19 protein-coding genes are annotated in these 26240 nt (G+C 33.3%); 10 read left to right on the plus strand and 9 right to left on the minus strand.

Annotated features, from left to right (window positions below; genetic code table 11):
• Window positions 1–6 precede the first annotated feature (6 nt).
• Window positions 7–4287: a T9SS type A sorting domain-containing protein gene (locus PL77_RS18280; protein ID WP_082026618.1), complete on the minus strand. Its 4281-nt coding sequence runs from the start codon at window positions 4285–4287 to the stop codon at window positions 7–9.
• A 217-nt stretch (window positions 4288–4504) separates the two neighbouring features.
• Here PL77_RS18280 and PL77_RS18285 point away from each other — a divergent pair, with 217 nt between their 5' ends.
• Window positions 4505–4759: a hypothetical protein gene (locus PL77_RS18285; RefSeq protein WP_044208545.1), complete on the plus strand. Its 255-nt coding sequence runs from the start codon at window positions 4505–4507 to the stop codon at window positions 4757–4759.
• A 163-nt stretch (window positions 4760–4922) separates the two neighbouring features.
• Here PL77_RS18285 and PL77_RS18290 read toward each other — a convergent pair whose 3' ends face one another.
• The 3 genes from PL77_RS18290 to PL77_RS18300 all read right to left on the minus strand — a co-directional run bounded on the left by PL77_RS18290 (window position 4923) and on the right by PL77_RS18300 (window position 6490).
• Window positions 4923–5165, minus strand: a complete 243-nt coding sequence (locus PL77_RS18290; RefSeq protein WP_044208546.1) for a hypothetical protein — start codon at window positions 5163–5165, stop codon at window positions 4923–4925.
• Between the two features lie 12 nt (window positions 5166–5177).
• A complete protein-coding gene (locus PL77_RS18295) occupies window positions 5178–5723 on the minus strand; it encodes a sigma-70 family RNA polymerase sigma factor (protein ID WP_044208547.1) in 546 nt (181 codons plus the stop codon).
• A gap of 173 nt (window positions 5724–5896) precedes the next feature.
• Window positions 5897–6490, minus strand: coding sequence for a YtfJ family protein (locus PL77_RS18300; RefSeq protein WP_044208549.1), 594 nt, complete (start codon window positions 6488–6490; stop codon window positions 5897–5899).
• Between the two features lie 140 nt (window positions 6491–6630).
• Here PL77_RS18300 and PL77_RS18305 point away from each other — a divergent pair, with 140 nt between their 5' ends.
• The 4 genes from PL77_RS18305 (at window position 6631) to PL77_RS18320 (ending at window position 10511) form a co-directional block, all read left to right on the plus strand.
• On the plus strand, window positions 6631–7530 hold the full coding sequence (locus PL77_RS18305; RefSeq protein WP_044208550.1) for a UbiA family prenyltransferase: 900 nt from the start codon (window positions 6631–6633) through the stop codon (window positions 7528–7530).
• A gap of 111 nt (window positions 7531–7641) precedes the next feature.
• Complete coding sequence (locus PL77_RS18310) at window positions 7642–8691, plus strand: type III polyketide synthase (protein ID WP_044208552.1); 1050 nt, start codon at window positions 7642–7644, stop codon at window positions 8689–8691.
• 2 nt (window positions 8692–8693) lie between these two features.
• Window positions 8694–9389, plus strand: a complete 696-nt coding sequence (locus tag PL77_RS18315; protein ID WP_044208554.1) for a methyltransferase domain-containing protein — start codon at window positions 8694–8696, stop codon at window positions 9387–9389.
• Window positions 9390–9392: 3 nt separating this feature from the next.
• Window positions 9393–10511, plus strand: a complete 1119-nt coding sequence (locus PL77_RS18320; RefSeq protein ID WP_044208556.1) for an NAD(P)/FAD-dependent oxidoreductase — start codon at window positions 9393–9395, stop codon at window positions 10509–10511.
• A gap of 15 nt (window positions 10512–10526) precedes the next feature.
• On the opposite strand, the gene PL77_RS18325 is transcribed toward PL77_RS18320, so the two are convergent.
• The 5 genes from PL77_RS18325 to PL77_RS18345 form a co-directional block, all read right to left on the minus strand.
• On the minus strand, window positions 10527–11438 hold the full coding sequence (locus PL77_RS18325; protein ID WP_044208557.1) for a hypothetical protein: 912 nt from the start codon (window positions 11436–11438) through the stop codon (window positions 10527–10529).
• Complete coding sequence (locus PL77_RS18330; RefSeq protein WP_044208559.1) at window positions 11431–12801, minus strand: MATE family efflux transporter; 1371 nt, start codon at window positions 12799–12801, stop codon at window positions 11431–11433. The genes PL77_RS18325 and PL77_RS18330 overlap by 8 nt, the downstream gene beginning before the upstream one ends.
• Before the next feature lie 13 nt (window positions 12802–12814).
• Window positions 12815–14419, minus strand: coding sequence for a PAS domain-containing sensor histidine kinase (locus tag PL77_RS30780; RefSeq protein ID WP_156152420.1), 1605 nt, complete (start codon window positions 14417–14419; stop codon window positions 12815–12817).
• Between the two features lie 74 nt (window positions 14420–14493).
• Window positions 14494–14976, minus strand: coding sequence for a hypothetical protein (locus tag PL77_RS18340; protein WP_044208562.1), 483 nt, complete (start codon window positions 14974–14976; stop codon window positions 14494–14496).
• Window positions 14977–14981: 5 nt separating this feature from the next.
• Window positions 14982–15575: a HupE/UreJ family protein gene (locus PL77_RS18345; protein WP_044208564.1), complete on the minus strand. Its 594-nt coding sequence runs from the start codon at window positions 15573–15575 to the stop codon at window positions 14982–14984.
• A gap of 264 nt (window positions 15576–15839) precedes the next feature.
• Between PL77_RS18345 and PL77_RS18350 the strand changes: the two genes are divergently transcribed.
• From PL77_RS18350 to PL77_RS18370, 5 genes are all read left to right on the plus strand, one after another.
• Complete coding sequence (locus PL77_RS18350; protein WP_044208567.1) at window positions 15840–18269, plus strand: ATP-binding protein; 2430 nt, start codon at window positions 15840–15842, stop codon at window positions 18267–18269.
• Between the two features lie 54 nt (window positions 18270–18323).
• Window positions 18324–20114 carry an ATP-binding protein gene (locus tag PL77_RS18355; RefSeq protein WP_044208570.1) on the plus strand — a complete coding sequence of 597 codons (1791 nt, stop codon included), beginning with the start codon at window positions 18324–18326 and terminating at the stop codon, window positions 20112–20114.
• 58 nt (window positions 20115–20172) lie between these two features.
• The gene (locus tag PL77_RS18360) at window positions 20173–20859 is read left to right on the plus strand and encodes a response regulator transcription factor (protein WP_044208573.1); all 687 of its coding nucleotides are present in this window, start codon (window positions 20173–20175) and stop codon (window positions 20857–20859) included.
• Between the two features lie 307 nt (window positions 20860–21166).
• The gene (locus tag PL77_RS18365; protein WP_044208575.1) at window positions 21167–24676 is read left to right on the plus strand and encodes a nitrate reductase; all 3510 of its coding nucleotides are present in this window, start codon (window positions 21167–21169) and stop codon (window positions 24674–24676) included.
• A 41-nt stretch (window positions 24677–24717) separates the two neighbouring features.
• Window positions 24718–26172 carry a rubredoxin gene (locus PL77_RS18370; protein ID WP_044208577.1) on the plus strand — a complete coding sequence of 485 codons (1455 nt, stop codon included), beginning with the start codon at window positions 24718–24720 and terminating at the stop codon, window positions 26170–26172.
• The last annotated feature ends 68 nt before the right edge of the window (window positions 26173–26240 follow it).

Here is a 26240-nt window from a genome sequence, read left to right on the forward strand (position 1 = left end):
TCAACATTATTTTTTGATAATTTTATACTGTTTAGCCATGGTATTATTTTTTGCTTTAAGTAGATAAACTCCGCTTTTTAAATGGCTTAAATTGATTGTTTTTTGTTTACCTCCAGTGTAAACTAATTGCCCATTGATAGTATAGATTTCAATGGTTTCAAATTGATAATCTAATGAAATCTGATCCTTAAATGGATTAGGATAAGGAGAAGACATTGCCCATTGCTCCTCAAGGCTATTGACAATATCATTTTCTAAATACAATTGATTGGATCGTAACTGAATCGATATATAATCTTCATTCAGCATTTTTAATGAAACCATATATCGTAATTCCTCAGCTTTTTCCAGTTGGTCGATAATGATATAAGGGGTGGCTGTTTCTACCATCCTTAGATTTGAATTAATATAAATATTCCATCTAAAAATTGTTTTAGGATCATGCATATACTCTTCTTTGAGCTTTACTGTATCTCCAACCTGAATAAGTTCAAAAGAATCATTAGTAAGATTCAGTTTTTTTATTGGGCTTAACGCATGCTTTTTATTGAGTTTATTTAAATGATAAAAAGTGAGTTTATTAAAATAAAAATCTACTTCTTCTAACTCATTGTACGTCTCGAATAAGGGTGGAATTTCCTTTAATCGAGAATATCGAGATTCAATTTCTTTTAGTTTAACACAATATTTTATTCCTTCTGGTATGCTTTTCAAATCACCTTTCTCATCATCAATTTTAGACATAAAAAGGTATTTTCTATCATTAATATAACCTTCATTTCTACTTATATAGAAATCATGATAAGAATAAGCAAACAACTCTTCCAGATCATCTCTCCCTAACTCTTCTAGTAACTTTTTACAATAATTATATTCTAAAACTGGCATATAATCTGTCGAGATAAATTCAGAAAAAGATTGAAGAGGAGATAAATAGATATTATCGTCTTGAACAGTCAAATCAATTACCCTAATATTTGGCGTACCAAGTTCATTGAATTCATATGATGCTTGATCGTCCTTTCTTGTTACCAAAACAATTTCAGCCTGCTTTATATATTCAGGAATGGTGAAAAACCAATTATCATTTTCTGCATCATACTCTACAGGAACTACACCTCCATTGATAATACCTTCCGCCAACAAGGTATCTGGGTCTGTTTCTTGACGGGGTAGAATTATCGTTTTTATAATTCCTTCATGTTGCATTCTTGGAAGCATGTAACGATAATTATTTGATGATTTATGATGAACCGTAAAAGATATACTTTCTCCAATATTTGAATTGTCTTTTGTAATTGTACTTAGATTTTCATTTTCATTATAATTCCAATAAGAAGAAAAATACTCATCATCAATTAATAATTGATCATTTACAGAATAAACGAAAGTTGTATCACTGATATCATAATGAATTTCATAATCCTCCATGTTACCTCTTTGACCAAAGAAATTAATAGCTCCAAAGAAAGAAAGTTCCTTATTTTCATCATAGATTCGTTTAAAAGTCTCTGGTTTAATCTTACAAAAAGACAACTTAATTTGATAGGAACTCAATTGATGCGTGATAGCCGGTGATATATCTGTAATGGATTGGTAAGACATGTGGAGATGATGTAAACGTTTAAAGTCCGCGATAAATGAGGGTAATTTTCCGTGGAAATAATCTTGATCCTCCCTAAAAGAATTATCGCCAATACCATAAACATCTTTATATAGCCTACCATCACCTCCTTCAAAATCTTTAAACTCTAATGCAGTCCAATCATTTAAATCCTTTTCTATAAACCAACTATCAAAAACTTTATATTGTGATAAATTAAAATGTTCGTACAAACGTTTTAATCGATTGTATGTTGGTAACAGTAAATCGCCTACAATAATTGAATGATTGGACCACCCCTTTATTGGGGCTATGTAAATAGTATCATTCGACACCAAACCAGATTTTACTAAAAATCTATCAAAAACTTTTCCTTCATCATCAACCTCTTCTCTAATGGTATTTTGATCAACATATTCTACAAACTTATAAGTATCGGTAACTTGTACTGATGAAAATTGGAAATAATAATGATTTGTTTTTTCATCGAATTTTCCGGTGACAACTTCCTGTTCAAAATCACCAACCAATCTTACACTAGGTTTATCGGCGATGAAATGATTAGCTGGAAGCCCAATAGTTACTTTAGGAATTAACATTTCCTCATCTTCAGTAAGCAATTTAAGAGTATGATTGTTCTTATGGTTTAATGTTACCCTTAGATCAAACCCTGATTTTACCACATCAAAAGGGATTCTTACAGAATTTGTATCGGTCGTGGCATTATAATACCAAGAACCCGCCGAACTCCATTGATAAATTGTTGTTTCTTCATTAGCATATTTGGGGTCAATGGTCGCAATCAAATGCAAACTATCATAGTCAAACTGATAACTGATACTCTCTTTTAATTTCTCCTGATTTTTCATTGTGATAAAGACATAGGGGTTTATATCCTTCATTTTTTCTACGAAAAAATCATAATCTTTAAAATCCAATGCATTATTTGAGACATCCAAATTAGTAAGCTGGCGTAAAGTACAAACCTCTTCTGGTATTTCACTAAGATTTAAACCCACTAAAAAAAGCTCTAACAAACTTTCAGCATTCTCCAAAAAACTAAAATTACCCACCTGAGAATCAATAATTTTCACTGAAGACAATGTACTTGGTAAACTGCCCACTATTTCATCAATTTTTGATTCTTTGATCATCAGTGTTTCAAGTTGTTCAAGCTTCGATAAATTATTTCTTAAGAAGCCTGCTCCATCCGTCTTATTCAGTATTAAACTCTTCAGTGTAGGTACGGCTGGTATTTTCATATCACTATTATTCTTAAAAGAAGAATAGTAGATCGATATTTTCTCTAACTTTTCTAATCGTTGAAATGATTCAGTATCAACATCTCCTATGACCAAAGCGGCAAGGTCAATTTCTTTTAAATGATTAAAATACTTGATATAATCTCCTATGACCAAATAAGAAATACTGTAATAAAAGTCGATTTTCTCTGTTCGAATGTATTCATGACCATAAATATCTTTAGCCTTGAAATTATCATTCAAGTATTCTCTTCCTAAAGAGCTTTCCAATCCCCCTCCTGTATTAGCTCTTAAATCATCCCATGCTCTTAATTCTAAAGGAGGTACGTTCAACTTATAATGATTAGAATTTAGCCATTGAAAAGCATCTGTTGAAAATGTTGAAGAATAAGCATTTACTTCCAGGAATTCAGACACTTCTCTACGATAATCATCTTTGAAGTACATGACTACGATATCGAAATTATCAAAAAATGGTTCTACCCAACATTCATAACCATTTTCTGTTTTTTCCATTCTCACAAAAGGATTCTCGAAAGGCCCTGAAATATAAAAATAGGGATCTAGTAAGTTTTCTAAATTAACATCACTGGTAAGAGTAATTTTATAAGGAACTCTTTGTTTGTGTATTTGAGTTTTATATGCTACTTCATAGTCACTATTGACTAACTCACAGTAGTATTCGTCACCTTTATTCTCTTCGTAATTGTAAGTGATACTTTCCGTATCTAAATCCATTAACTCTCCATTTTTATACCATTTATATTCGGTATTTTCCCCTCCAATATTAGAAGATAATGTTACATTTTTCTGTACTGGGTCATACGTCGCAAAGAGTGCTCTTTCTTCATTAAAATCATCGTAAATGGAGTACATTTTAATCTCTTCATGGTCTTTTACTGCAGACAAATCCAAATTATCAAAATCTTCAAATGACAGTAAGTTTTCAAAAAGATCAAGGTATCTCAAATATGCCCACTGCCCTGCCTCCATTTTTGGCAAATCCGTAATTCTATTCCTGGAAAGCCTCAACGAATACATTCCTTCAATACTATAAATAGACTGGGGGATCGATAAAATATAATTCGTCTGAAGATTCAGGCTTTGCAATGTTTTTATATTAGCAATGGATGAAGGCACATGTCCTCTGAGGTTATTAAAGTTTAAAATAATCTCTGACACTCCAAGGTAGGTTTCTCCACTCTCTCCTAAGAAGTACTCTAACTTGATTCCTTCCCACTCTGAAACATCAAGATCAGATTTCCAATTATCATTCGATTTCCAATTATCTCCATTAAGACTATCATAAAAATCAAGAAGTGCTTCGTATTGTTCAATAGGAACACCGTGTGAAAATTCTTGTGCTTTAACAAAAGAAGACACTAATATAAAGTACAATAACAGTAATAGTTTACTACGCATTTTTAGTTAAAGTTTGCCATTTATTTATTTAAATAAATAATGTTATGGTAGCTTATGTATTGAGGGACTAGGTCTTAGAATAGAATTAGAATGCTTTGTTCAAATTATAAAAAGTTCACTATTTAATACACCGTAACATTATCTTTTGAGTAAAACTAAATTATTTAGAAATAAATACCAATTTGACTAGAATAAATAATAACTCTACATTTGCTGCATGAATGATCAAATCGCCGTACTTCTGAAAAAGTACAAAGACCTATCAAAGGAATCAGAGCATGAAGCTGCCGCTAAAATTGCCAAAGAATATATCTCAGGAAAATATAGAGAAAGAGTAATCGAGACTGCTTTTGAAATGTTAAATGAGGCTGATAAATACGATGAGGACCACCCACTTGGAGGGTATTATTATGTGATTTATGAAATGCTTCACGCTGGTGCTTACCTTCTAGCCAAAGAAGACAAAAGCTAAGGATATAAATTTTAGATAAAAAATAAGGCTACCTTTATAAAAGTGTAGCCTATTTTTGATTGATAATTAGGTATCTATGTTTCTTATTTTTCCAATTAATTATTTCCATTTTTAATTTCATTCATTAGTCGTACAACAAGAAAAAACCTTACAAAAAAAATAATTATTTTTTTAGAGCATCCTTTATTTTTTCTTTTTTATCATCCGAAAGCTTTAATTCTTCATCGCTTTTTGACATAAAAAAATGTCTTAAAGTATGGTCTAGTTCTTCAGATAAACGTTGGTACTTTTTACATTTTGCACATAAAAATACGTGAAGATCAAGCTGAAACTGCTCTTTTTTTGTGAGGCCGAAGATATCTTTCTTCTCAATAAATTCAGTAGCTTTTTTGCAAGATATTAACATAATTCTAAAGGGTTAATCTTGGAACCAATTCAGTTCTATACAATTTCTTAAATTTAACTTTGCGCGGTGAACGATCTGCCAATAGTTTGACGTAGTAATCGAAAGTTCCTTACATATATCCCCCGCTTTTTTGTCTGTAAGGTATTTCCCTACTACAGCTGTCTTCCATTTTTGTGGTAATTTTTCCAAACATGACGCAAATGCTTCATTAAAACCAGGGTTATCCAACAGTGTCACATCCATAGTGGACCAAAGTGTTGGATTATTATGCTTATCCCATGATTCGTTTTTTTGAAAAAAAGCAGACTGATTCTCATATTTTTCTTTTACCTTTTCTTTTCTAAAGTGGTCCATCATTTTATGTTTCAAAATAGAATGAAGCCACGTTTTAGGAGAACTTTCTCCTTTGTAACGTTCTACAGATTGATAAGCCGCCACAAATGTGTCTTGTACTAAATCTTCCGACAAATGTACGTTTTGTGTTCTTTTTAAAGCCCAAGCAAACAATTCATCTGAATAGTCATTTACCCATTCAGATACGTTGTCAACAGTATCCATAAAAAAGTGGTTTAAGTTACGAGAGCAGTTCTGAAACCGACATATTAGTGAAATTCAGAATACACTCTAAATAGTTTCAGTTCTAATATTACACTTTCTTTTTTTCTTTTAATACAAAATTTCTTTTTAGTTATCATTATATATACTTTCTATTTAATCAGAGCAGTAATTGTTCAATCATCCAGCTCAAACTCCTTCATTTCTTCAGGTGTCATTTTATGACATGTTGTTAGATGATCGCATATTTCTTGAATTACAAAATCAGTTTCTTCTTTTGTAAGTTTTCCAGCCTTGAAAAATAACACCTCACCAGTTTTATCTACTAACAAAATCGTAATTGCATTATTACAATTTCCTGTATTCCACTCTTTTTGTAAAGTGCCTTTTGGGTCAGTCAACACCAATGCATTCGCCTCTCTTTTAGATCTTTTACGTAGCATCCTCAGCATAAACCTTATGATAGGGTTCGGCAAAGGGGTATCTTTCAGGTTCACAATTCCATAAGCCAGAAACTCATCCAATGGAAACTTCCATTGTTTACTCTCAGTGACAAACTCATCATTCTGATGAGGATTATCAGGATCTGGATAAAAAATCAATAAGACCTTTTCCCCAATTCCGGGAGTGATGTAAGGTTTATTTTTTAAGTCCCTCAATTCTATTGGGAATATTGTATCTCCCCTCTGTAAAAAACGTTGACTTTCTTTTTCCTGAGCGAGAAGAGTATTTGCCAGTAAAAAAAGAGCGATAAAAATAAGTTTCTTCATTGTAGAAAAATAAACCGATGCTTAACAAACAATCAAAATGCAGAATTGTTTTTTATTGTACTTATATGTTTTAACTTATACAAAAGTCAGTACATCCTTAAAACTCTCGTAATCTGAGCGTTTAAAGAACACAAATTATTATGAAATTTGACCAACAAACAATTAAAAATACTATTATTCTTCTCAGAGTCCCTTTTTCAATTTACTTAATGCCTGTTTATTTTTTTGCACTAAGTCAAACAAAGGAAGTTGATTGGGTAAATGCTTTAATCGTTTTTTTAGTATTACATCTTTTGGTTTACCCTGCAAGCAATGGGTACAACAGCTATATGGATAGAGATACAGAGAGTATAGGCGGTATTGAGAAACCTCCACTGCCCAGCAATCTGCTTTTTTGGTGTACTCTGACCATGGATTTTCTTGCGGTCAATATTTCACTTTTCTTTCTTAACTCTACATTTACAGTCCTTATGGTTGCTTATATTTTGATGTCAAGGGCTTATAGTTACAAGGGAATTCGATTAAAAAAATATCCAATTCCAGGTTTCTTAACAGTGTTCATCTTTCAAGGCTTTGTGACATATTGGATGGTAAATGAAGGAATTAGTGCTTCTGAAGATTCATTTTTTCAATCCCATCAAATTTATGCCGCTTTAGCCACTTCATTTATGATAGGTGGGGCCTACCCTATGTCGCAGATCTACCAACACAAACAGGATGCTGAAAGTGGAGATCAAAGTATCAGCATGATGCTCGGTATTAAAGGAACTTTTTATTTTGGTATGATACTGTTTGGTATCGCTGGAGGGCTATTATTCTATTATTTTGAAATCCTACAACAAGGTTCTTTCATCACTTATATATTATTCTTGCTTCCCCTTCTAATTTGGTTTCAAGTTTGGATGATAAAAACATTTAAAGATGAAAAAGAAGCAAGTTTTCATAACCTCATGCGAATGAACAACATATCTGCCTTATGTATGAATTTTTGTTATATATTTTTCGCATTTCAAAACCATCTCGATTTTTCTTGGTTTTAATTATTAATGATCAAAAAGCCTTTTTGCACTCTATCTGAAATCAAAGGGTACAAATGAATAATTTTTTCATAATTTAAAATCATAATCTATTATCACTCTTAAAGTACTAAAATGACCTATATTCATCAAATCGCTACTGCAGTACCAGAAAATAAATACAACCAAAAAGATATTTTGGAATTTATGCAATCTACTTTATCTGAAGAGGAACATAGAGAGAAGAAATTAATGGCTTTGGTTTCTAAAAATAGTGGTATTAATACAAGGCATTCCGTTATCAATAACCTTTATGATTATTTCCTAGAAGGTACGGTTCCTGATATTGAAAGTAGAATGTCACTGTTTGATCAGGCAGCACTAAAGCTAGGTGTAAAAGCCGTAAAGAAATGTATTTCTGAAAGTCAACTTCAAGAAATCACACATATTGTTACCGTTTCGTGCACTGGGTTATCTGCACCAGGACTTGAAATTGCTTTGATGAAAGAATTAGAACTACCTTCAAACCTCATTAGAACTACCGTCAACTTTATGGGCTGTTATGCCGCATTTCATGCTTTAAGAATTGGTGATCAAATCTGTAAAAGTAACCCCAATGCAAAAGTATTGATCGTCGATGTGGAGTTATGTTCTATTCATTTTCAAAATGAAAAAGACGATGATAATATTCTGGCCAACACTTTGTTTGCTGATGGTGCTGCTGCTGTTTATATGTCAAATGACGATACGATTTCATCTATTTATGAAATCGGTAGCTTCTTCTCCAAACTCCTTTTGAGTGGTGAACAGGATATGGCTTGGAAGTTAAGTAAAACTGGCTTTCAAATGCGATTAAGTAATTACATTCCAAAGCTGATTGAAAGTGAAATTGCTAATATGCTTTCTGATGTTGTGGCACAAACGGGCTTAGCATCTCAAGAACTACAATGGGCATTTCATCCCGGAGGTGTTCGAATTTTAAAAGCAATCAGCAATGTGTTGGAGATTCCAAAAGAGGATATTCAAGCTTCCTATGATGTATTAGCAGAACATGGCAATATGTCTTCAGTAACGATCCTTTTTGTATTGCTGCTCATGTCTAAAAATGAATCTACAGGCCCTGTTTTTTCTGCTGGATTTGGCCCTGGATTAACTATGGAAGCCATGACTTTAAATAAGCTGTAGACATGATTAACTTAGAAACACGTTCCAAAGAATTAGAATTATTAGATCAACCACAAATTCCAACACCGGACTTATATCAAAACCTTAAAGAATTACATTTTATCAATACTTATTTAGGAGGGTATCAAGTTGTATTTGAAGGCATCAAAAAAATCCTTCAAAACACTTCCAAAGGACAAAAAGTGAGAATCTTAGATATTGGCAGTGGCGGTGGAGATACTTTAAAAGCTATTTATCAGCATTTCAAATCGGATTATCAACTAGAATTGGTGGGTGTAGATCTAAAAGAAGATTGTATTCAATATGCTTCAGAAAACTGTAAAGCATTGCCCATTCGTTTTGTACAATCTGACTACAGGGACTATTTGTCTGAAGGAAACTCTTTTGATTTGATCATTTGTAGTCTTTTTTGTCATCACTTACCTTCAGAAGACTTATCGGAGTTGTTTTTTAAGATCAACAAAAATGCATTGAAAGGATGTATAATGAATGATCTACACCGACACTTTTTAGCTTATTATAGTATTAAATGGCTGACAAAAGCCTTCTCAAAATCTTATTTAGTTAAAAATGATGCTTGTCTTTCTGTTGCTCGAAGTTTCTCAAAAAAAGACATTCAAAATATTATGAATAATGCCCAAATCACTAATTACAAATTGTATTGGAAGTGGGCTTTTCGTTGGCTTTTAATTTTTTAGGTGATGTATGATGTATGTATAATTGGAGGTGGTTTAGGAGGTCTCTCACTAAGCATCCAAATGGCTGACCTTGGCTGGAATGTTTTACTCTTGGAAAAGAAAGAATATCCTTTTCATCGGGTTTGCGGCGAATATGTCGCGGCCGAATCATGGGACTTTTTGAGAAGAATTGGCATTGATGACAACACATTACATTTACCTAAAATTACAGACCTTTTAGTCAGTGCACCTAACGGAGAATATTTAGAAAGTGATTTAACCTCTGGAGGAATTGGTATTAGCCGCCATTTATTAGATGATTCTTTATATAAAATTGCTCTTCAAAAAGGAGTCACTGTTTTAACAAAAACCACTGCACAGTCTATACTGGAAATCTATCAGTACTGGGAAATCACTACGCAAAAAGACACGTACATTGCTCGAAGTGTAGTGGGTGCTTTCGGTAAAAGATCAAACCTTGACCACAGACTCAACAGGTCTTATATTGACAATAGCAAATCGAGATTAAATCATTTTGTAGCAGTAAAATACCACCTTAAAGGCGATTTTGATGACCATAAAATTGAGCTGCATAACTTTGAAGGTGGATATTGTGGTCTCTCAAAAGTAGAAAATGATATTTTATGCATGTGTTACATGGTAAGTGGCAAAGTATTTCATAGAGAAGGAAATATTGAAAACTTAGAGAACAACGTTCTTCAGAAAAATCCTTTCCTTAAGAAATACCTTCAATATACACGTCTTTGGAAAAAACCTTTAAGTATTGCTCAAATTGATTTTTCAAAAAAAGATATCATCGAAAAAAACATTCCTATGATTGGCGATGCCTCAGGTCTAATCGCCCCTCTATGTGGCAATGGAATGAGTATGTCCATGCATGCCAGCGTGATCATCGCTCCACTCCTCGATCAATATTTAAACGATGAATTGATATGGAGTGAAATGAATGAAGAATATGCAAGACAATGGAAGTATCATTTTAAAACAAGACTTAAAGCGGGTAGACTCCTTCAGCAATCATTTGGTAAAAACTTTATCACCAACATCGTTCTACAGGTATTGAAAGGTTCAAACAAAGCCACTCAAAAAATAATAGCAGCAACACATGGAGAAGCATTCTAATACTATAACCTCAGATTAAACCTCCTTCAAAGGTACTCCTGTCTCTTGCATTGAAACCCTTTTTACTTCTTCAATGATTTCACCTGTTCTTAAGATTTCCTTTTTTAAGAAACCCCCAATTTCCGCTTCTACTAAGGGGCCTTTTGTGATGCCTCCTCTTATATTTTGGATCTTAAAGTTATGAGGAAGTTGTAATAATTGTCGGAAGAAGGATACTCCTTGATCATAAAAATTATACTCCTTGGTATTTTCCCAAAGGCATAACATACCATCTAAATCATAAGACGCAATTGTACCTTGGTATTTTGGTAAAATTTGATTGACTTGATGTGTATAATCTTGAAGTGCTTTTAATTGACCATTAATTTCGGACACACCATAATTCCACCTTACATACAAGGCGACATATTCTTTTTGCTTGGGTTTATAAAATCTTGAAAATACCATATCAAAAAGCTCAGTTGTACCCATAAATTTGTCTACTTCAAATATAAAATGGTATAACCCAAAAAGAACAAACATATAAATCCATCTGGCTAGGAAAAAATTGGAATTAAAAGAAGCAATAAGATGATGTAAAGCTTCTCTGAAAGTAAGATCATCCGAAACCATTCCTTTGATAATATCCTCTAGCACAATAGCCATAAAAATTACCACAGTATAAAGTAGTGATTTCATTATGACCACATTCAAAAGTTTTGTCCGACCTAGTTTTAGGTCTATTCCAACAGTTTCAAGAATAACTACAATTTTACCGATAAGAGCTGCAGAAAAGGTGGCAGCACCAAAATATCCTACCTTTAACTCTACTTCCTTTACCATCAAACCTACCAAAAGTACTAACAGATTGAATCCGATGGCAAAGTAAGATGTTACTAAAAAGGTCTTTTTTACTTCGTGAATAATTTTGTCTTTGAGCTTACTCATTTCTCTTTGGTTCGTGTTTTTGAATATAATTATTTAATCTACTCATTTTATCTTTCATATAATACCCCGAAACAATAATTGAACAGATATCTGACACAAAAAATGAAACCCATGTTCCTTTTAAGCCCCAAAAGTAGGAGAAGATTAAAACCATTGGTATTCTGAATAATACTTGTCGGTTTAATGTCAGTAGTAGTGCATCTTTTGCTCGACCTAAAGCTTGTGCAAACATACTCGAAATCACACCAATGCCTATTAAAGGCAGTGCAAGCATGACTCCATAAATTGCGGGTATACTCTGTTTTATAAGTTCATCATTTTTTGTAAACAGAGAAGTTAATTCTGTATCAAAGAAAAAGATAACAGCAACGATTACTGTATTGATAATGATACCGTACTTGATAGATTCATAAATGACTTGCCGTACTCTTTTAAAATCCCTAGAACCATAGTTGTAACTACAAATGGTTAGAAACCCTTGTGCAAGACCAATAATTGGGAACGTAGCTAACATAAATAATCGGCTGATGATACCATACACCGCCACACTAATTTCCCCGCCATAATCAAACAAGATGTGATTTAAAAGTATTGCAATAATACTGGACGATCCCTGCCTTGCAAATGATGCTGTCCCCAAAGCCAATGTCTCTTTAATAATTTCTGCATCCCACACAAAAGCGGCCGCAGTAAACTTAAGAACAGTGTCTTGAAATAGATAATAATAGGCAATGTATAAGAAACCAAAAATATAAGAAAATAAGGTAGCTATGGCTGCTCCTTTCATTCCTAATCCAAATCCCGCTATAAAAATGGGATCCAAAATCATATTTGTGACACCCGGCACAATCATGGCCATCATTGCCTTTTTTGCCTTCCCTTCAGAACGGATGCCATTATTACTCATGATTGACAACGTAAGAAATGGCATTCCCCATATAACAATAGCATAGTACTCTTGAGCATAGGAATAGATTTCTCCGTTGGCTCCAAAAAACAGTAAAAGTCGTTCTTCGAATAAAAAGCCGATTACAATAGCAATAAGAGTCAAACCAAGAGTAAGTAAAGTTTGATTTCCCAGAATCTTTACGGCCCGTTTAGGATCATGACCTCCTAAAGCTCTAGCAATCAAAGATGCTCCTCCCATGCCTATGGCCATACCAATACTTTGAATCAACATTACTAAAGGGGCTACTACAGAAATTCCGGCAATACCCAATGCTCCTACCCATCGACCAATAAAAAAAGTGTCGACCATTTGATAAAGCACAATGACCATCATTCCTGTTGCCGCTGGTACCGAAAGTTTGATTAATAGACTTCTTATCTTTTCTTTTCCTAAATCAGGGTTATCATTGCTCATTGTTTGATTTTGTTTAGTTAAATGGAATTGCAATCCTAAAAACTGACCCTTTTCCCTCTTCTGATTCACACACAATCACACCACCATGCATTTCCACAAATTCTTTGGCAATAACAAGGCCTAATCCTGTCCCTTGAACATGTTCAGTGTTACTTGCTCTAAAAAATGATTCAAAAAGATTCGAGAAGTCAGAAAGAGGGATACCAATTCCATGATCCTCAACTTCAATTCTCAATGCTTCTTCAGATGAAAATAATCGCAGGTAAACTTCCTTATTAGAATATTTTATGGCATTTGAAACTAAATTATCCAAAACATGCCCCATTAATGTGGGGTCAATCCAAACTTCATTTCTCTTCACTTCTTTTAGAAGAATAATATCTTGTTGCGGACGTGTTCTATTATTAAATTCCGTCAAGTATTCGTCAATAAATTGGTCTATCGAAATATTTTGAGGAGCAAAAGGAGTTTTCCCTGCTTCAATTTTACCTAGTTGTAACACCTCATCCAAAAGTAAGTTGAGTCTTTTGGATTCCGAACGCATCCTTTTAAAGAATTTTTCTATTTTAAGATCTCCAAGATTCAATGCCCTCTTTTTGAGTGCTAGTTCAATGATATCCATATTGGTCATAATTGTAGCTAGAGGCGTTTTGAATTCATGTGAAGCCATCGAAATAAACTTTGAACGCATCTCATTGAGCTCTTTTTCTCTGTCTAAATTTTTTCTTAGCTCTGTCTCTATTTTCTTTTGATCCATCATATTTCGGATGATCATAAAGTAAACGATCTGTTGAGAAATTGGTAATAAAGTCAAGCTTATTTCAGTAGAAAACTCTTCTCCATTGGATGTGAAAAATTGCCACTCAAAACGTAATTCTCCCTGAGCATCACAACTTTTTTGCATGGACTTAAATAAAGCAATAGATCTACCTCCCTTCATTTGCTCTCTAGGAGCGTGCCTACTCAGCCAGTTGTAAAAAGAAATTTCATTCACCTTACCAAAAAGGTTGGTGACTTTTTCATTATAAATAGAAATATTGAATTGACTATCCAATAAAAAATAAGCATCGGAAGATTTATCAAAAATGGTTTTAAACTTTTCCTTTTTCAACCGTAACTCATCTTTTTTGATATGAAGAAGCTCCTTTAATTCAAAGTTTAAATTTGATAATTTTTGTTCCTTTCGTTTAAGCTCAGTTATATCTTTGATAAGCATCAAAGAAGCATTTTTATCAACAGGTAGGCATTTTAAATCATAAGCATCATTCCCCAGTTGATATTCATAAGAACCATAATGATCGGGAATGTCTTTCTTTAAATCATGAATAACCTCATTTGTAATTGGATAAATTGCACTATTTAAGGTTGACTTCAGTGCCGTATCATCATTGGCAAATGTCAGCTTCCAGTTTTTATCAAAAACAAAAACATGATCATAAAGCTTCTGTAATAGAAAATAAGAAGAATTTGAGTTTTTAGCATCAAGAATAAATAATAACAAAAAGACGGTTTCCAAACTTAGACCTATTCCACCAATAAGTCTTGTGCGAGGAAAAACGAGTAGAATTGTCAATAAGATCAGTGATGCTATAGAGAATATTTTAGTCTTAGTATTCAAGCAATAAAATGATTAGGTAGTATTTTATGTAAGTATATATATGATAATAAATTACATAAAATACTTCAAATCACCTATTTCACTTTAGAAACATGATATTTTTTAAACCTTGAATCCATAAACTTTACAACTTCAGGGAAATTTGTCATTTCTCTATTCGAAATAACGATAGGTTGGCCAATTTTTGTTTGAAGTACCAAAACATCAAATTGCTTCTTTCCTATTGTCTTTTGCTTCACCTCCCAAAAAAGTAAATACTTGGTTAAGTCTGTTTCAAAAGAAGAACCAACTCTCAAAGGGTATTTCTCTATCACAATATTTCCTTTAAAAGTGACTGTCTTATAGACAAACATTATTCTTACAAACATGAATAATGTGATGATTGAGGTAGAAAGTAGTAGTAGTAATTTATACCATTCAAAACCTCCGATTGTCATCCATCTTACGGTACCAAAAGTGATAGTAATAAGGATAAAGACAAATAATCCAAGAGCAAAAAATGCTGGTGTTTTAGGGTAAGAGACTATGGCCTTACTATTTACTTTATGCTTTTTCATTGTGCTTAATTTACTAAAATGATTAATGCTGAAACAAATGCACCTCCAGAAAGAAATAAGTTCCAATCTCTTTGATGCCACATCGTTAATCTTAGCATCAATGAATTAACCAACAAACAAATTAAAACAATGATAATTTGGCCTATTTCAAGTCCTAAGTTGAAGGCTAGAAGTGGTTCCCATATTTGCTCCTCACTACCTAACAATGATTTTAAAAAGTTAGAAAAGCCTAGACCATGAATCAAACCAAAGACTGAAGCTTCAACAAAGTATCTTTTAATAGGTCTTTTTTCTTTTAGATAAGAAGGAGATCCTTTTGCTTGCCCGAGATTAAAGAGGTTAGAAATACAGACAATTAAAATCGTTACAGGAATCAAAGTTTCGATTAAGTCTGCATCTATTGATACAATCTCCAAAGTGGATAGTGCCAATGTTACAGAGTGCCCTAATGTAAATGCTGTTACTAAAATCAATACATGCTTCAATGATTTAGCATTAAAAGAAGCCATTAAAGCCAGAATGAATAAGATATGATCATATCCATTGACATCGGTAATATGTTCTAATCCAAGCTGAAGGTATAATCCAAAAGATTCCATAAAGTTTATTTGTTGTAAGTCATCCAAAAATGCAAATATAAGATAGATTTTAGAGGGAATTAAGTGTATTGATGCAACAAGTTTAAATTAAATTGTTAATTCTAGAGGATTAATTGTTAATACATTTCCTTCTCATTGTATAGAATTAATCGATGGGTGGCACTTGTAAAGCGTATGTTTTGGATAATAATATTTGAACTTGGAATTTATTGTGAATAGAATGCTAAAAAAATGTGATAATTTAACTTGAAATGAATAATTTTGATGAATCAATTCATAAGAGCAATGGGCATAGCAAAATATTTTTTAATTCTATTTTTTTTAGGGCTTTCATCATCCATTTTTGGACAGTCATCTTGGGAACAGATCAAAGAAACAAAGAAGGGTGACATTACGGTATATTACATTCAAAATAAACCTTTTGTCTATTCGTTACCGACTGGTGGAATGGCGGGTATTGAGTATGAAATGTTCACTAATCTTATTCGTCAACAACGAAAAGAGTTGCAAGCCGTCATCAACATCAAATGGGTACCGCTAGATTCATGGGACGAGCTTTATAAAAAAGTAAAAACAAGTTCTGAAGGGTGCTTTGGAATGTCGGGTATCACAATTACTTCCGAACGTAAAAGAAATATTGCCTACCTCCCGAGTTATATGCCGGACATTGAAATTATTGTCTCTTCTGAGAATGTTCCTTTATTTCAAAAACAAGAAAATTTTAATAATGCTCTACAATCCCTTCCTGCTATCACTATAAAAAACTCAACTTTTGAGCGTAACCTCCTAAAATTAAAAGGTACAGCCTTACCTGCTCTAAAGTATTCTTACATCTCTACTTCTGAAGATTTGATTGGAAATATTGCTGAAGGTAATGATATATGGGGCTATACTCAGTTGTCTAATTATGCTTACGCACTTTCTAAAGGATTAAAGCTTCACCGACAGATTTTTTATCAGGTAGAAAATGAAGGTTTAGCCATTACTTTACCTCGTAATTCTACATGGTTACAGCCGCTTACGAAAGCAAGTGAGCAACCTCAGTTTAGGGTTGACACAAATAAACTCATCCGAAAATATCTTGGGGATAAGGTTACTGACTTAATTTGGGACTTATCAATTCAAGAAGATGGATTAATTGACACCTTAAAGAACCAACAAAGAGAGATTGGACTTCTTACCATAGAATCAGAAATTAGATTGCTTCGCCTCACTCAAAAAGAGTTGGAAATCTCTCAACAAAATACTATCCGAAATATTTTGGTCGTGACATTGTCATTGACCCTACTCTTGGTGGTGACACTCTTTCATTTTAATAACCTTGTAAAAAGATCCAATCAAAAATTAGAAACACAAAACCAAGAAATCGACGAACAAGCTAAATCACTTCGTAAAGGGTATAAAGATTTAGAACATTTGAGTAGTATTGGTAGAGATATAACATCAAAACTTGCCTTAGAGGAAATCATCGAAACGGCCTATAAAAGTATAAGTGGACTTATCAATACCCCTGTTTTTGGTATTGCTTTATACAATGAGAAGAAAAATTCCTTGGATTTCCCTTATATCTATGAACATGATGAGGTGATAAAAGATGAATCTTTTGATTTAAAAGATAAAATGAGATTGGCTGTAATGTGTTTTGACCAGAAAAAAGAATTTTTCATCCAAAAATTCAGTACAGATCACCGTAACTATGTAAAAGAAGTTCTACAGCCTATTGCAGGGAAAAATACAGAGTCCATCATTTATATTCCTTTGGTTGCCAAACACAAAAAACCAATTGGGGTCTTTACAATTCAATCTTTTGAAGCCAATGCTTTTGATAGCTATCAATTGAACCTCTTAAGAAACTTAGCCATCTACATTAGAATTGCCCTTCAGAATGAGAAGACTTACAGAAACATCAACAACAAAAAACAACAGCTACAAGAAGCTAATAATCATATTATAGAGCAAAAAGAGTTAATCGAAGAAAAGAATCATGAACTAGAAGATGCGAATAACGATAAAAACCACTTATTGAGTATTGTCGCCCATGATTTGAGAAACCCTTTATCAAGTTCTATTACTTTATTGAGTATGCTCAATACTGATGACACTAACTTAGATGAAGATGAAAAACTGTGTGTGTCAGGTTCATTAAATGCTATGCATCGAATGAATAAAATGATTGAAGATATTTTAGATGCTAGAGTTTCTGAAAACAACGAAAGTAAAGTCAACAAAGAAGCTGAAAAAGATATTTTCTCAGTATCAGAAGTATTAGATCAAGTCATCAATGACTTCACTGGAGTAGCTGAACGAAAAAATATAGAATTGACCTACAATTTACTTTCTGATGGATTAATTGAAGCAAACAAACAGCATAGTATTCAGATCTATGAAAATTTGATTTCAAATGCTATAAAGTTTTCCCCTTCCAATACTGAAATTGCTGTTAGCATTGAAAAAGTAAAAGATTTTGTTCAGGTTAAAATAACTGACCAAGGACCTGGTCTTTCTGAAGAAGATCAGAAAAAACTCTATCAAAAATTTCAAACTTTAGGCCCAAAGCCTACCGGAGGTGAAAAATCTACTGGTATTGGGCTCTCTATTGTAAAAAAATATGTAGATAGCATGGAGGGAAAAGTAGAATGTATAAGTAGCCAAAACGAAGGCACTACTTTTATTGTCTCCCTACCCTATTTATAAAAATAAAAAAGTGTACGAACTAAACTACTCTTTACTTTAAACTTGACTTAAACTATGGAACAAACTAAAAATACATTTACCCTAGCTTCTAAAATTGAACATCTAAGTTTGAAAAAGCTTTGGACGCTCTATTTTACGGCTATTACAGCCATCATATTATTATTGAGTATTTCTCAGATTGTTTTCCACTCTTTCTCTCAAAAACAAAACGCTGATGCTGATTTAATCAACAAAGCAGGAAAACAAAGAATGCTTAGCCAAAAAATTACCAAATGTGTATTACTCATTGAAAACAATAAAACCACACCTTACTTAGGTGAATTAAAGAATGCATTGAAAGAGTGGAAAATCGCACATAAAGAACTAGGCAACTATAATGACCAAATAGACAATTCTATTTCTTTCAAAAAAGCTACAGAACTTTATGAGAAAGTAGATGCTTTTCATTCAAAAATAGTGAGTGATGTTGAAGAAGCCTTAGAGAACAGCTTTGAAGATTCGGATATTAGTCAAGATATACTTTCAAATGAAGCCTTCTACCTCACCAATATGGATTTGTTAGTGGGTGTATATTCAGACGACGCAAATAAGAAGTTAGACGATATTCAGAATACTTCTCTGATTTTATTTATCATCACACTTATTTTACTCTTCTTCGAATTAGGGTATGTATTCCGTCCAACAGCTAGAAGAATTAGAAAAACTTTTGATGAGTTAGAAAAAGCTAAAAGCGAAACACAAGATAAAATTTTTGAAATAGATCAGTTATATAGGTCACTGGGACAATCTTATCAATTTCTTTCAGAATCAAAAGACAACGAAGAAAAGCTTAATGTGTTATTAGCCAAAACAGATGAAAACGGTGAAATCACTTATGTATCTGATGCCTTGCTGGAGATCTTGAAAGTAGAACATGGTGATCACCCCAAGAATATTTTCCATTGGCTGACATTGGAAGGTTATAAAAAAGAGATGATTCAAGAAGTCCTTGAAACAGCTTTAAGTCAAGAAACTTGGGTAGGGACATTACAGATAACAGACAGTGAAGGGGATTATATTTGGATCGAGGCTACATTTACAATGCTTCATGGGGATAAACCTACAATCGTTATCATTGGTAGAGATACTACAGAAGATAAAGAAGCGGAAGAAAGATCAAAAGAGATCAATCAAGAAGAAATTGACAAACATATTGAGACGCAAAAAGAACGTTCATTATTGATCTTAAAAGGCCAAGAAGAAGAAAGAGGAAGAATATCAAAAGATATACATGATGGTATTGGTCAATTACTGACAGCTTTAAAATTCAGCTTGGAATCATTTGATGGTGGTAATACAAAATCTTCTGCTAATAAAATTAAAGAATCTAGAAATTTACTTAAAAATATCATCCGAGAAGTACGAAGAGTTTCCTTCAATTTATCTCCAAACACTTTAGGTGATTATGGAATCAACGCCGTACTTACTAGGTTTGCCAATGAAACAAGTAGACTTTCTGATGTAACTGTTTTATTCAACAACAAAACAGATTTCAATATGAGATTTGAAAGACATATTGAGACGAATATTTACAGAATTGTACAAGAAGCCGTTAATAATGCTATCAAATACTCTGAAGCCGAGCAAGTTAAAATCGACCTTGAACATGATATTGAAGCCCTTTACATTAGTATCGTTGACAATGGCAAAGGGTTCGATATGAAAAACCTTGAGATTCAAGGAGGTGGTAATGGACTTCTAAATATGGAAGAGAGAGCAGGTTTTGTTGGAGGTACCATTGAAGTAAGTTCTAAGCTTGAAGAAGGAACAACAATTTCAGTAGAAGTACCTATAAATAGAGAATAACTAAGTAATTTTTATATATTGCACTAGTATAAACTCACATCAATAAAAATTATTATAAATGAGTCAAATTTCAGTAGTACTTACAGATGATCATGTTGTTGTCCGAAATGGTATCAAACTACTGTTGGAAAACAGTCATGAAATAAATGTAATTGGAGAAGGGGCTAATGGACAAGAGGCATTGGAGTTATGTAAAAAACTTAAACCTGATGTACTCGTAATTGATATAAGAATGCCCGTGATGAATGGAATCATGGCTGCTTCAAAAATTAAAGAATACAGCTCCACTACCAAGGTTTTAATCCTTTCAATGCACGATGATGCTGAATATATATTAGATGCAGCAGAAAAAGGTGCTAGTGGTTATCTTTTAAAGGATTCAAGTAGTGATGAGTTCCTTAAAGCAATAAAGACTGTACATGAAGGTAAAAAGTACTTCAGTGGTGATATTTCAAAAGTATTGGTAGAAGGGTACCTAAATATGAAACATAACACTGAACCTGTTACTGAAACAGTTACTACCGAAACTTCTGCGAATATTGATCTCACTAAGAGAGAAAAAGAGATTTTGAAATATGTAGTTCACGGAAAGAGTAGTAAAGAAATTGCGGGTATATTAAATAAAAGTGTGAGAACTGTAGAAACCCACCGTTTTAACATTATGAAAAAGATGGAGGTTAAGAGTGCTGTTGAATTAATTGCAAAGGTGAATGAAATTGCTTCGTTAAAGGCTGAATTATTATAAAAACACGTAGAAATGACTACTTAATTTCAATTTTTAAGTACTCATTAAATAGAGAATCCCTACTTAGAATTTAATTTTCTGAGTAGGGATTTTTTTGTATTCATTATAAATTACGTGTTTTTATTAAAAAAATCACATTAAAAGTACGTACAATTACGTATTTTTACTTACTTTTACTTTCGTGTTGTACGTATTACTTCTCAAAACCATTTGAGGGAGTAGTCGTAAGCAACCACTAAAACAAACACATGCTTAAAATAGGGCAACAATGTTTGTTGCCCTAACTTTTAACTTAGCAAATTAGATTATGAAAAATATCTCAACATACAAATCAACATGTTCCTATTGTGGAGTAGGCTGCGGCATAGATGTTAAAAAGGATGCGAAAGGCAAATTAACAGTTGAAGGAGATATTAATTATCCAGTCAACAAAGGGAAGTTATGTTCAAAAGGCATGAACCTACATTATGTAGTTCAAGATACTACAGACCGTTTGCTTTATCCGCAAATGCGATGGAGTAAACAACATGACTTGCAAAGAGTGGACTGGGATACAGCTTTTACAAGAGCTGCGGCTGTGTTTAAATCAATTATAAAAAAATATGGACCTGACTCAGTAGGTATGTATGTATCTGGTCAGTGTCTTACTGAAGAATATTATTTAGCCAATAAACTTACAAAAGGTTTTTTCCAAACCAACAACATTGACACGAATTCAAGGCTTTGTATGAGTAGTGCCGTTGTTGGTTATGTAAAAACTTTAGGTGAAGATACTGTCCCCATTTCTTACGAGGATATAGAACTTGCAGATACTTTCATGATTGCAGGTGCTAATCCCGCATGGTGTCACCCTATCTTATTCAGAAGGATTGAGGCACATAAAGAAAAAAATCCTGATACTAAACTTATTGTTATTGATCCTAGAAAAACACAATCATGTGCAATCGCCGATCTACACTTACAGTTAAAGCCAGGTACCGACGTGGTACTTTACCAAGCTATTGGTAGAGCCATCATTGAAGAAGGGGACTTAGATTGGGATTTTATCAAAAATCACACCGATGGTTTTGATGAATATAGAAAAGAGGTAATGAGAAGACCTCTGAAAGAAGCAAGTGCTATTACAGGGGTAACAATAGATGAAATAAAATTAGCTGCTCGATATATTGGTAACGCAAAAGGATTTATCAATATGTGGGCGATGGGCTTGAATCAAAGTGCTCAAGGAACAAATAAAAACCTTGCATTATTAAACTTAAACTTAATTACAGGTCAAATTGGTAGACCTGGTGCAGGACCATTTTCACTTACTGGCCAACCTAACGCAATGGGTGGTAGAGAAGTAGGTGGTATGGCTTCTCTCCTAGCTGCTCACCATGATTTAAAAAATCCTGAGCATAGACAAAAAGTGGCCGATTTCTGGGGCGTGGATCACATCCAAGAGAAACCTGGTAAAACAGCTACTGAGATGTTTGAAGCATTACACTCAGGAGAAATGAAAGCAGTCTGGATTGTATGTACCAATCCAATGGTTAGTTTACCAAATTCAAAGCTTGTTGAAGAGGCATTAAAGAAAGCGAAGTTTGTTATCGTTCAAGATATTTCAAATAAAGCTGATTCTATCGAGCATGCAGATATGATTCTTCCTGCTGCTGGATGGTTAGAGAAGGAAGGTACAATGACGAATTCTGAACGTAGAATAAGTCATTTAGAGAGAGTACTTCCCGCTCCAGGTGAAGCACTTCCTGATACAGAAATCTTCTGCCGTTTTGCTCAAAAAATGGGTTACCATGGATTTGATTATCAATCTACTGAAGATATTTTCAAAGAACATGCTTTACTTACAAAAGGAACAAACATTGATATTGCTGAACTAACTTATGATACTTTAAAGAAAGAAAGATCAGTTCAATGGCCTTATGTAAACGGAAAAAGTACGGATAGATTATTCGAAGACAAACAATTCTTCACTCCTAATAAAAAAGCTCAAATCTTAACTTCTGGAGTTGAAAATAATTCAGATCTTCTTACTCCGGAAATGCCATTAATTCTAACAACAGGTCGTATTAGAGATCAGTGGCACACAAGAACAAGAACAGGTAAAGTCAATAAATTAAATCAACATATATCAGACCCTTTCTTAGAAATGCACCCTAAAGACGCTGCAGAAAGAGGTCTTAATGATGGTGATACTGCTGTCATTACCACCAAAAGAGGTGACTGTAGAGTTAATGTTATTGTCACTACAGATATTAAAGAAGGCGTAATCTTTATGCCAATGCACTGGGGTAAAATAAGTAATGGTATTTTTGCTCGAACAAATAACCTTACGGCCAATGCTATTGACCCTATTTCTAAGGAGCCTGACTTTAAATTCTCTTCTGCTCAAGTTGAGAAATATAAAAAGAAGAAAGAAAAAATTCTTATTGTAGGTGCGGGTGCAGCGGCTTACCGTTTTATCTATACTTATAGAGGGATTAATCAAGAGGATGAAATTGAGGTGTTCTCAAAAGAAAGTACTCCATTCTACAATCGTGTACTTTTACCTGAGTATGTCAATGAGACGCTGTTATGGAAAGATTTACAGAAATTCGATGAATTATCTGAATTTGACCGATTAGGTATTAAAATTCACTTGAATAAAAGTATCCAAAGTGTTGATCGAGACAACAAAGAAATTGTAGATCAATTTGGAGATCGATATAACTATGATAAACTAATTATTGCTACGGGTAGTAGACCATTTGTTCCTGCTGATGTTCCTATTCATTTCGAAGGTGTTTTCACCATGAGGAATAAGAAGAATGCAGACAATCTAAAGCAATATTTAGATAATAAAGGAGGAAGAGTAATCATTGTAGGCGGTGGTCTTTTAGGCTTAGAACTTGCTGCATCATTGAGAGAAATTGAAATTGATGTTACAATTATTCAATTAGCCAACAGGTTGATGGATAGACAATTGGACCCTACAGCTTCAGAATTACTTCTTCACCATTGTGAGGATAAGGGAATTGAGGTACTGCTCAACGACCAAGTTCAAACAATTGAAAAACAAGGAGATAAACTCTACAAAGCAAAGCTAAAAGGTGGTAGAACTATTGAAAGTAATGCAATTGTTTATGCGATCGGTACTCGACCAAACATTGAAATTGGTAAAGAAGCTGGTTTAAAAACATCAAGAGGTATTACCATCAATGAATACCTTCAGACTTCTGACCCAGATGTCTTTGCTATGGGTGAGATCGCTGAATTTGAAGGACAACTAAATGGTACTACTGCTGGAGCTGAAGAACAAGCTGATACTTGTGCACGCTTTATCTCTGGTGATTTATTAAGCCGTTATAGTGGTACACTTCCAATGAATATCTTAAAGTTCTCTGATCTTAGTTTATGTTCATTGGGTGTTATTGATATACCACCAAAAGATAGAAGCTACGAAGAAGTTATCTTACTAGATAAAGCCGAAGCTTTCTATAAGAAATGTATCATTAAAGATGATCGTTTAGTAGGTACTATATTATTAGGTGACAAAGCTGAATTTGCTGATTACAAAAAGCTCATTGAGATGGAGACCGAATTGGGAAGTCGAAGAAGTGAGCTATTAAGAGGCAAAAGTGATGCTGAACCTCTAATTGGTGAAGTTGTTTGTTCTTGTGCAAATGTAGGTAGTGGTAACCTTCAAAATGCTATTGATGGAGGGTGTACTACATTGAACACACTTTGCGAAAAAACAGGTGCGGGCTTAGGATGCGGTAGCTGTAAGACCGAACTTCAAGAAATGTTGAAAAACAATGCAGAAAAATTAGTTACTTTATAGGAGTAAACAAACTTTAGCTTACTTCACAAACTCCATATAGTATGATCGAACAATTAGAGAATACACTAGAAAAAGAAGATTTAGTAAGAATTTTCATCAAAGGAGGAATCTCTTCTCCTGGTGATTTTCTTAAAATTATACAAGTTGCTGAAGAATTAGAAGTAGATCATATTCACTTTGGATCTAGACAAGATATTCTTTTTGCTCCACCAAAAATTAGTAGACCTAAACTGAAAGAAACTTTTGAGTCTATCAAAACAACTTTTGATTGTGATGGTGAGCAATTTCAAAATATTGTAACTTCTTACGTAGCCTTGGATGTAATTCCAAGTACACGTTGGTTAGCAGCACACACTTACCATTATATTCTTGATACTTTTGATTTTCAACCAAAATTAAAAGTAAATATCATTGATCCAGCACAGACAATGGTCCCTTTATTCACGGGGCATCTTAATTTTATTGCTTCAGAAAAAGAAGGATATTGGTACTTATTCATAAGAGAACAGGAACATGATGAAGTGCTTTGGGAATGTCCTAGCTTAATCTATAACTATGATATTGCAAAAGTAGTTAAGGCTTTTGAAGGTCTTCATGTACCTGGTAAAAATATTAATAGCTCAAAGGTATGGAAAACTGTTGTTAGCACTTTAGACATTAACACTATTGCTAAAACAGAACCTCTTTCACTACCAACAGGCCCTTTCCCTTATTATGAAGGAATGCACCGTATGTTGAGCGGTAAATATTGGCTAGGTCTTTATTGGAGAAATAATAGCTTTGATATTCCTTTCTTAAAAGAGCTTTGTGAAGTATGTCTTAAAACGAATATCGGTAAGATTACAATCACTCCTTGGAAGTCATTTATTGTCAAAGGAATTGATAGTAAGCATATCATTATATGGGAAAAACTCCTAGGTAAATTTGGCATCAATGTTAGACATTCATCTTTAGAATTAAACTGGCATTTACCAGTACTTGATAAAGAAGCACTTGATCTTAAAAATTACTTAGTAAGAGCTTTAGATAAACAAGATATTAGTACTTATGGTCTTACTTTTACCATAAAAACTAAGCCTGTAATTCTTTTCACATCTGTAGTGATTGAAAGTATCCCTTCTTCTACTAGAGAAAGTACTTATAATGTACTCTACGCTAAGGATTTTAATTGCAACGAGCCAAAATATATTCCTTTTGTAAAAAGAATACCAAAAGAGGCAATACCTCCTATTCTTATTGAATTAAGTCATCTTTATTACGAAAACTTAGATAATAGTAACTATGACATCGACGAACCAAAGAAAAAGCTTGCTTCAACAACTGTAAGTGTTTATCAATGTCAAAACTGTCTAAGTATCTATGATGAAAGTATGGGAATGCCTGATGAAGGTATACCTGAAAATACAAAATTCGAATTTCTTCCTAGTTCTTTCTGCTGCCCTACTTGTGAGGGACCTAAAGAGGACTTTATAGAAATAGAAATGCCACAATCATAGGTATTTTCAAATGAACTAAATACGAATGATTATATATGCAACGAAAAGAGGCTGTCTCATAACTCATC

Source organism: Flammeovirga sp. OC4, assembly GCF_000812565.1.
Classification (GTDB): domain Bacteria; phylum Bacteroidota; class Bacteroidia; order Cytophagales; family Flammeovirgaceae; genus Flammeovirga.

What these genes read in the sequence shown, in the direction of transcription:
- PL77_RS18330 (WP_044208559.1), bottom strand. Translation starts at nt 12,801, where the DNA reads ATGAGCAATGATAACCCTGATTTAGGAAAAGAAAAGATAAGAAGTCTA.
- PL77_RS18295 (WP_044208547.1), bottom strand. Translation starts at nt 5,723, where the DNA reads ATGGATACTGTTGACAACGTATCTGAATGGGTAAATGACTATTCAGAT.
- PL77_RS18285 (WP_044208545.1), top strand. Translation starts at nt 4,505, where the DNA reads ATGAATGATCAAATCGCCGTACTTCTGAAAAAGTACAAAGACCTATCA.
- PL77_RS18310 (WP_044208552.1), top strand. Translation starts at nt 7,642, where the DNA reads ATGACCTATATTCATCAAATCGCTACTGCAGTACCAGAAAATAAATAC.
- PL77_RS18340 (WP_044208562.1), bottom strand. Translation starts at nt 14,976, where the DNA reads ATGAAAAAGCATAAAGTAAATAGTAAGGCCATAGTCTCTTACCCTAAA.
- PL77_RS18320 (WP_044208556.1), top strand. Translation starts at nt 9,393, where the DNA reads ATGTATGATGTATGTATAATTGGAGGTGGTTTAGGAGGTCTCTCACTA.
- PL77_RS18360 (WP_044208573.1), top strand. Translation starts at nt 20,173, where the DNA reads ATGAGTCAAATTTCAGTAGTACTTACAGATGATCATGTTGTTGTCCGA.
- PL77_RS18350 (WP_044208567.1), top strand. Translation starts at nt 15,840, where the DNA reads ATGAATCAATTCATAAGAGCAATGGGCATAGCAAAATATTTTTTAATT.
- PL77_RS18370 (WP_044208577.1), top strand. Translation starts at nt 24,718, where the DNA reads ATGATCGAACAATTAGAGAATACACTAGAAAAAGAAGATTTAGTAAGA.
- PL77_RS18290 (WP_044208546.1), bottom strand. Translation starts at nt 5,165, where the DNA reads ATGTTAATATCTTGCAAAAAAGCTACTGAATTTATTGAGAAGAAAGAT.
- PL77_RS18365 (WP_044208575.1), top strand. Translation starts at nt 21,167, where the DNA reads ATGAAAAATATCTCAACATACAAATCAACATGTTCCTATTGTGGAGTA.
- PL77_RS18345 (WP_044208564.1), bottom strand. Translation starts at nt 15,575, where the DNA reads ATGGAATCTTTTGGATTATACCTTCAGCTTGGATTAGAACATATTACC.
- PL77_RS18300 (WP_044208549.1), bottom strand. Translation starts at nt 6,490, where the DNA reads ATGAAGAAACTTATTTTTATCGCTCTTTTTTTACTGGCAAATACTCTT.
- PL77_RS18280 (WP_082026618.1), bottom strand. Translation starts at nt 4,287, where the DNA reads ATGCGTAGTAAACTATTACTGTTATTGTACTTTATATTAGTGTCTTCT.
- PL77_RS18305 (WP_044208550.1), top strand. Translation starts at nt 6,631, where the DNA reads ATGAAATTTGACCAACAAACAATTAAAAATACTATTATTCTTCTCAGA.
- PL77_RS18315 (WP_044208554.1), top strand. Translation starts at nt 8,694, where the DNA reads ATGATTAACTTAGAAACACGTTCCAAAGAATTAGAATTATTAGATCAA.
- PL77_RS18325 (WP_044208557.1), bottom strand. Translation starts at nt 11,438, where the DNA reads ATGAGTAAGCTCAAAGACAAAATTATTCACGAAGTAAAAAAGACCTTT.
- PL77_RS18355 (WP_044208570.1), top strand. Translation starts at nt 18,324, where the DNA reads ATGGAACAAACTAAAAATACATTTACCCTAGCTTCTAAAATTGAACAT.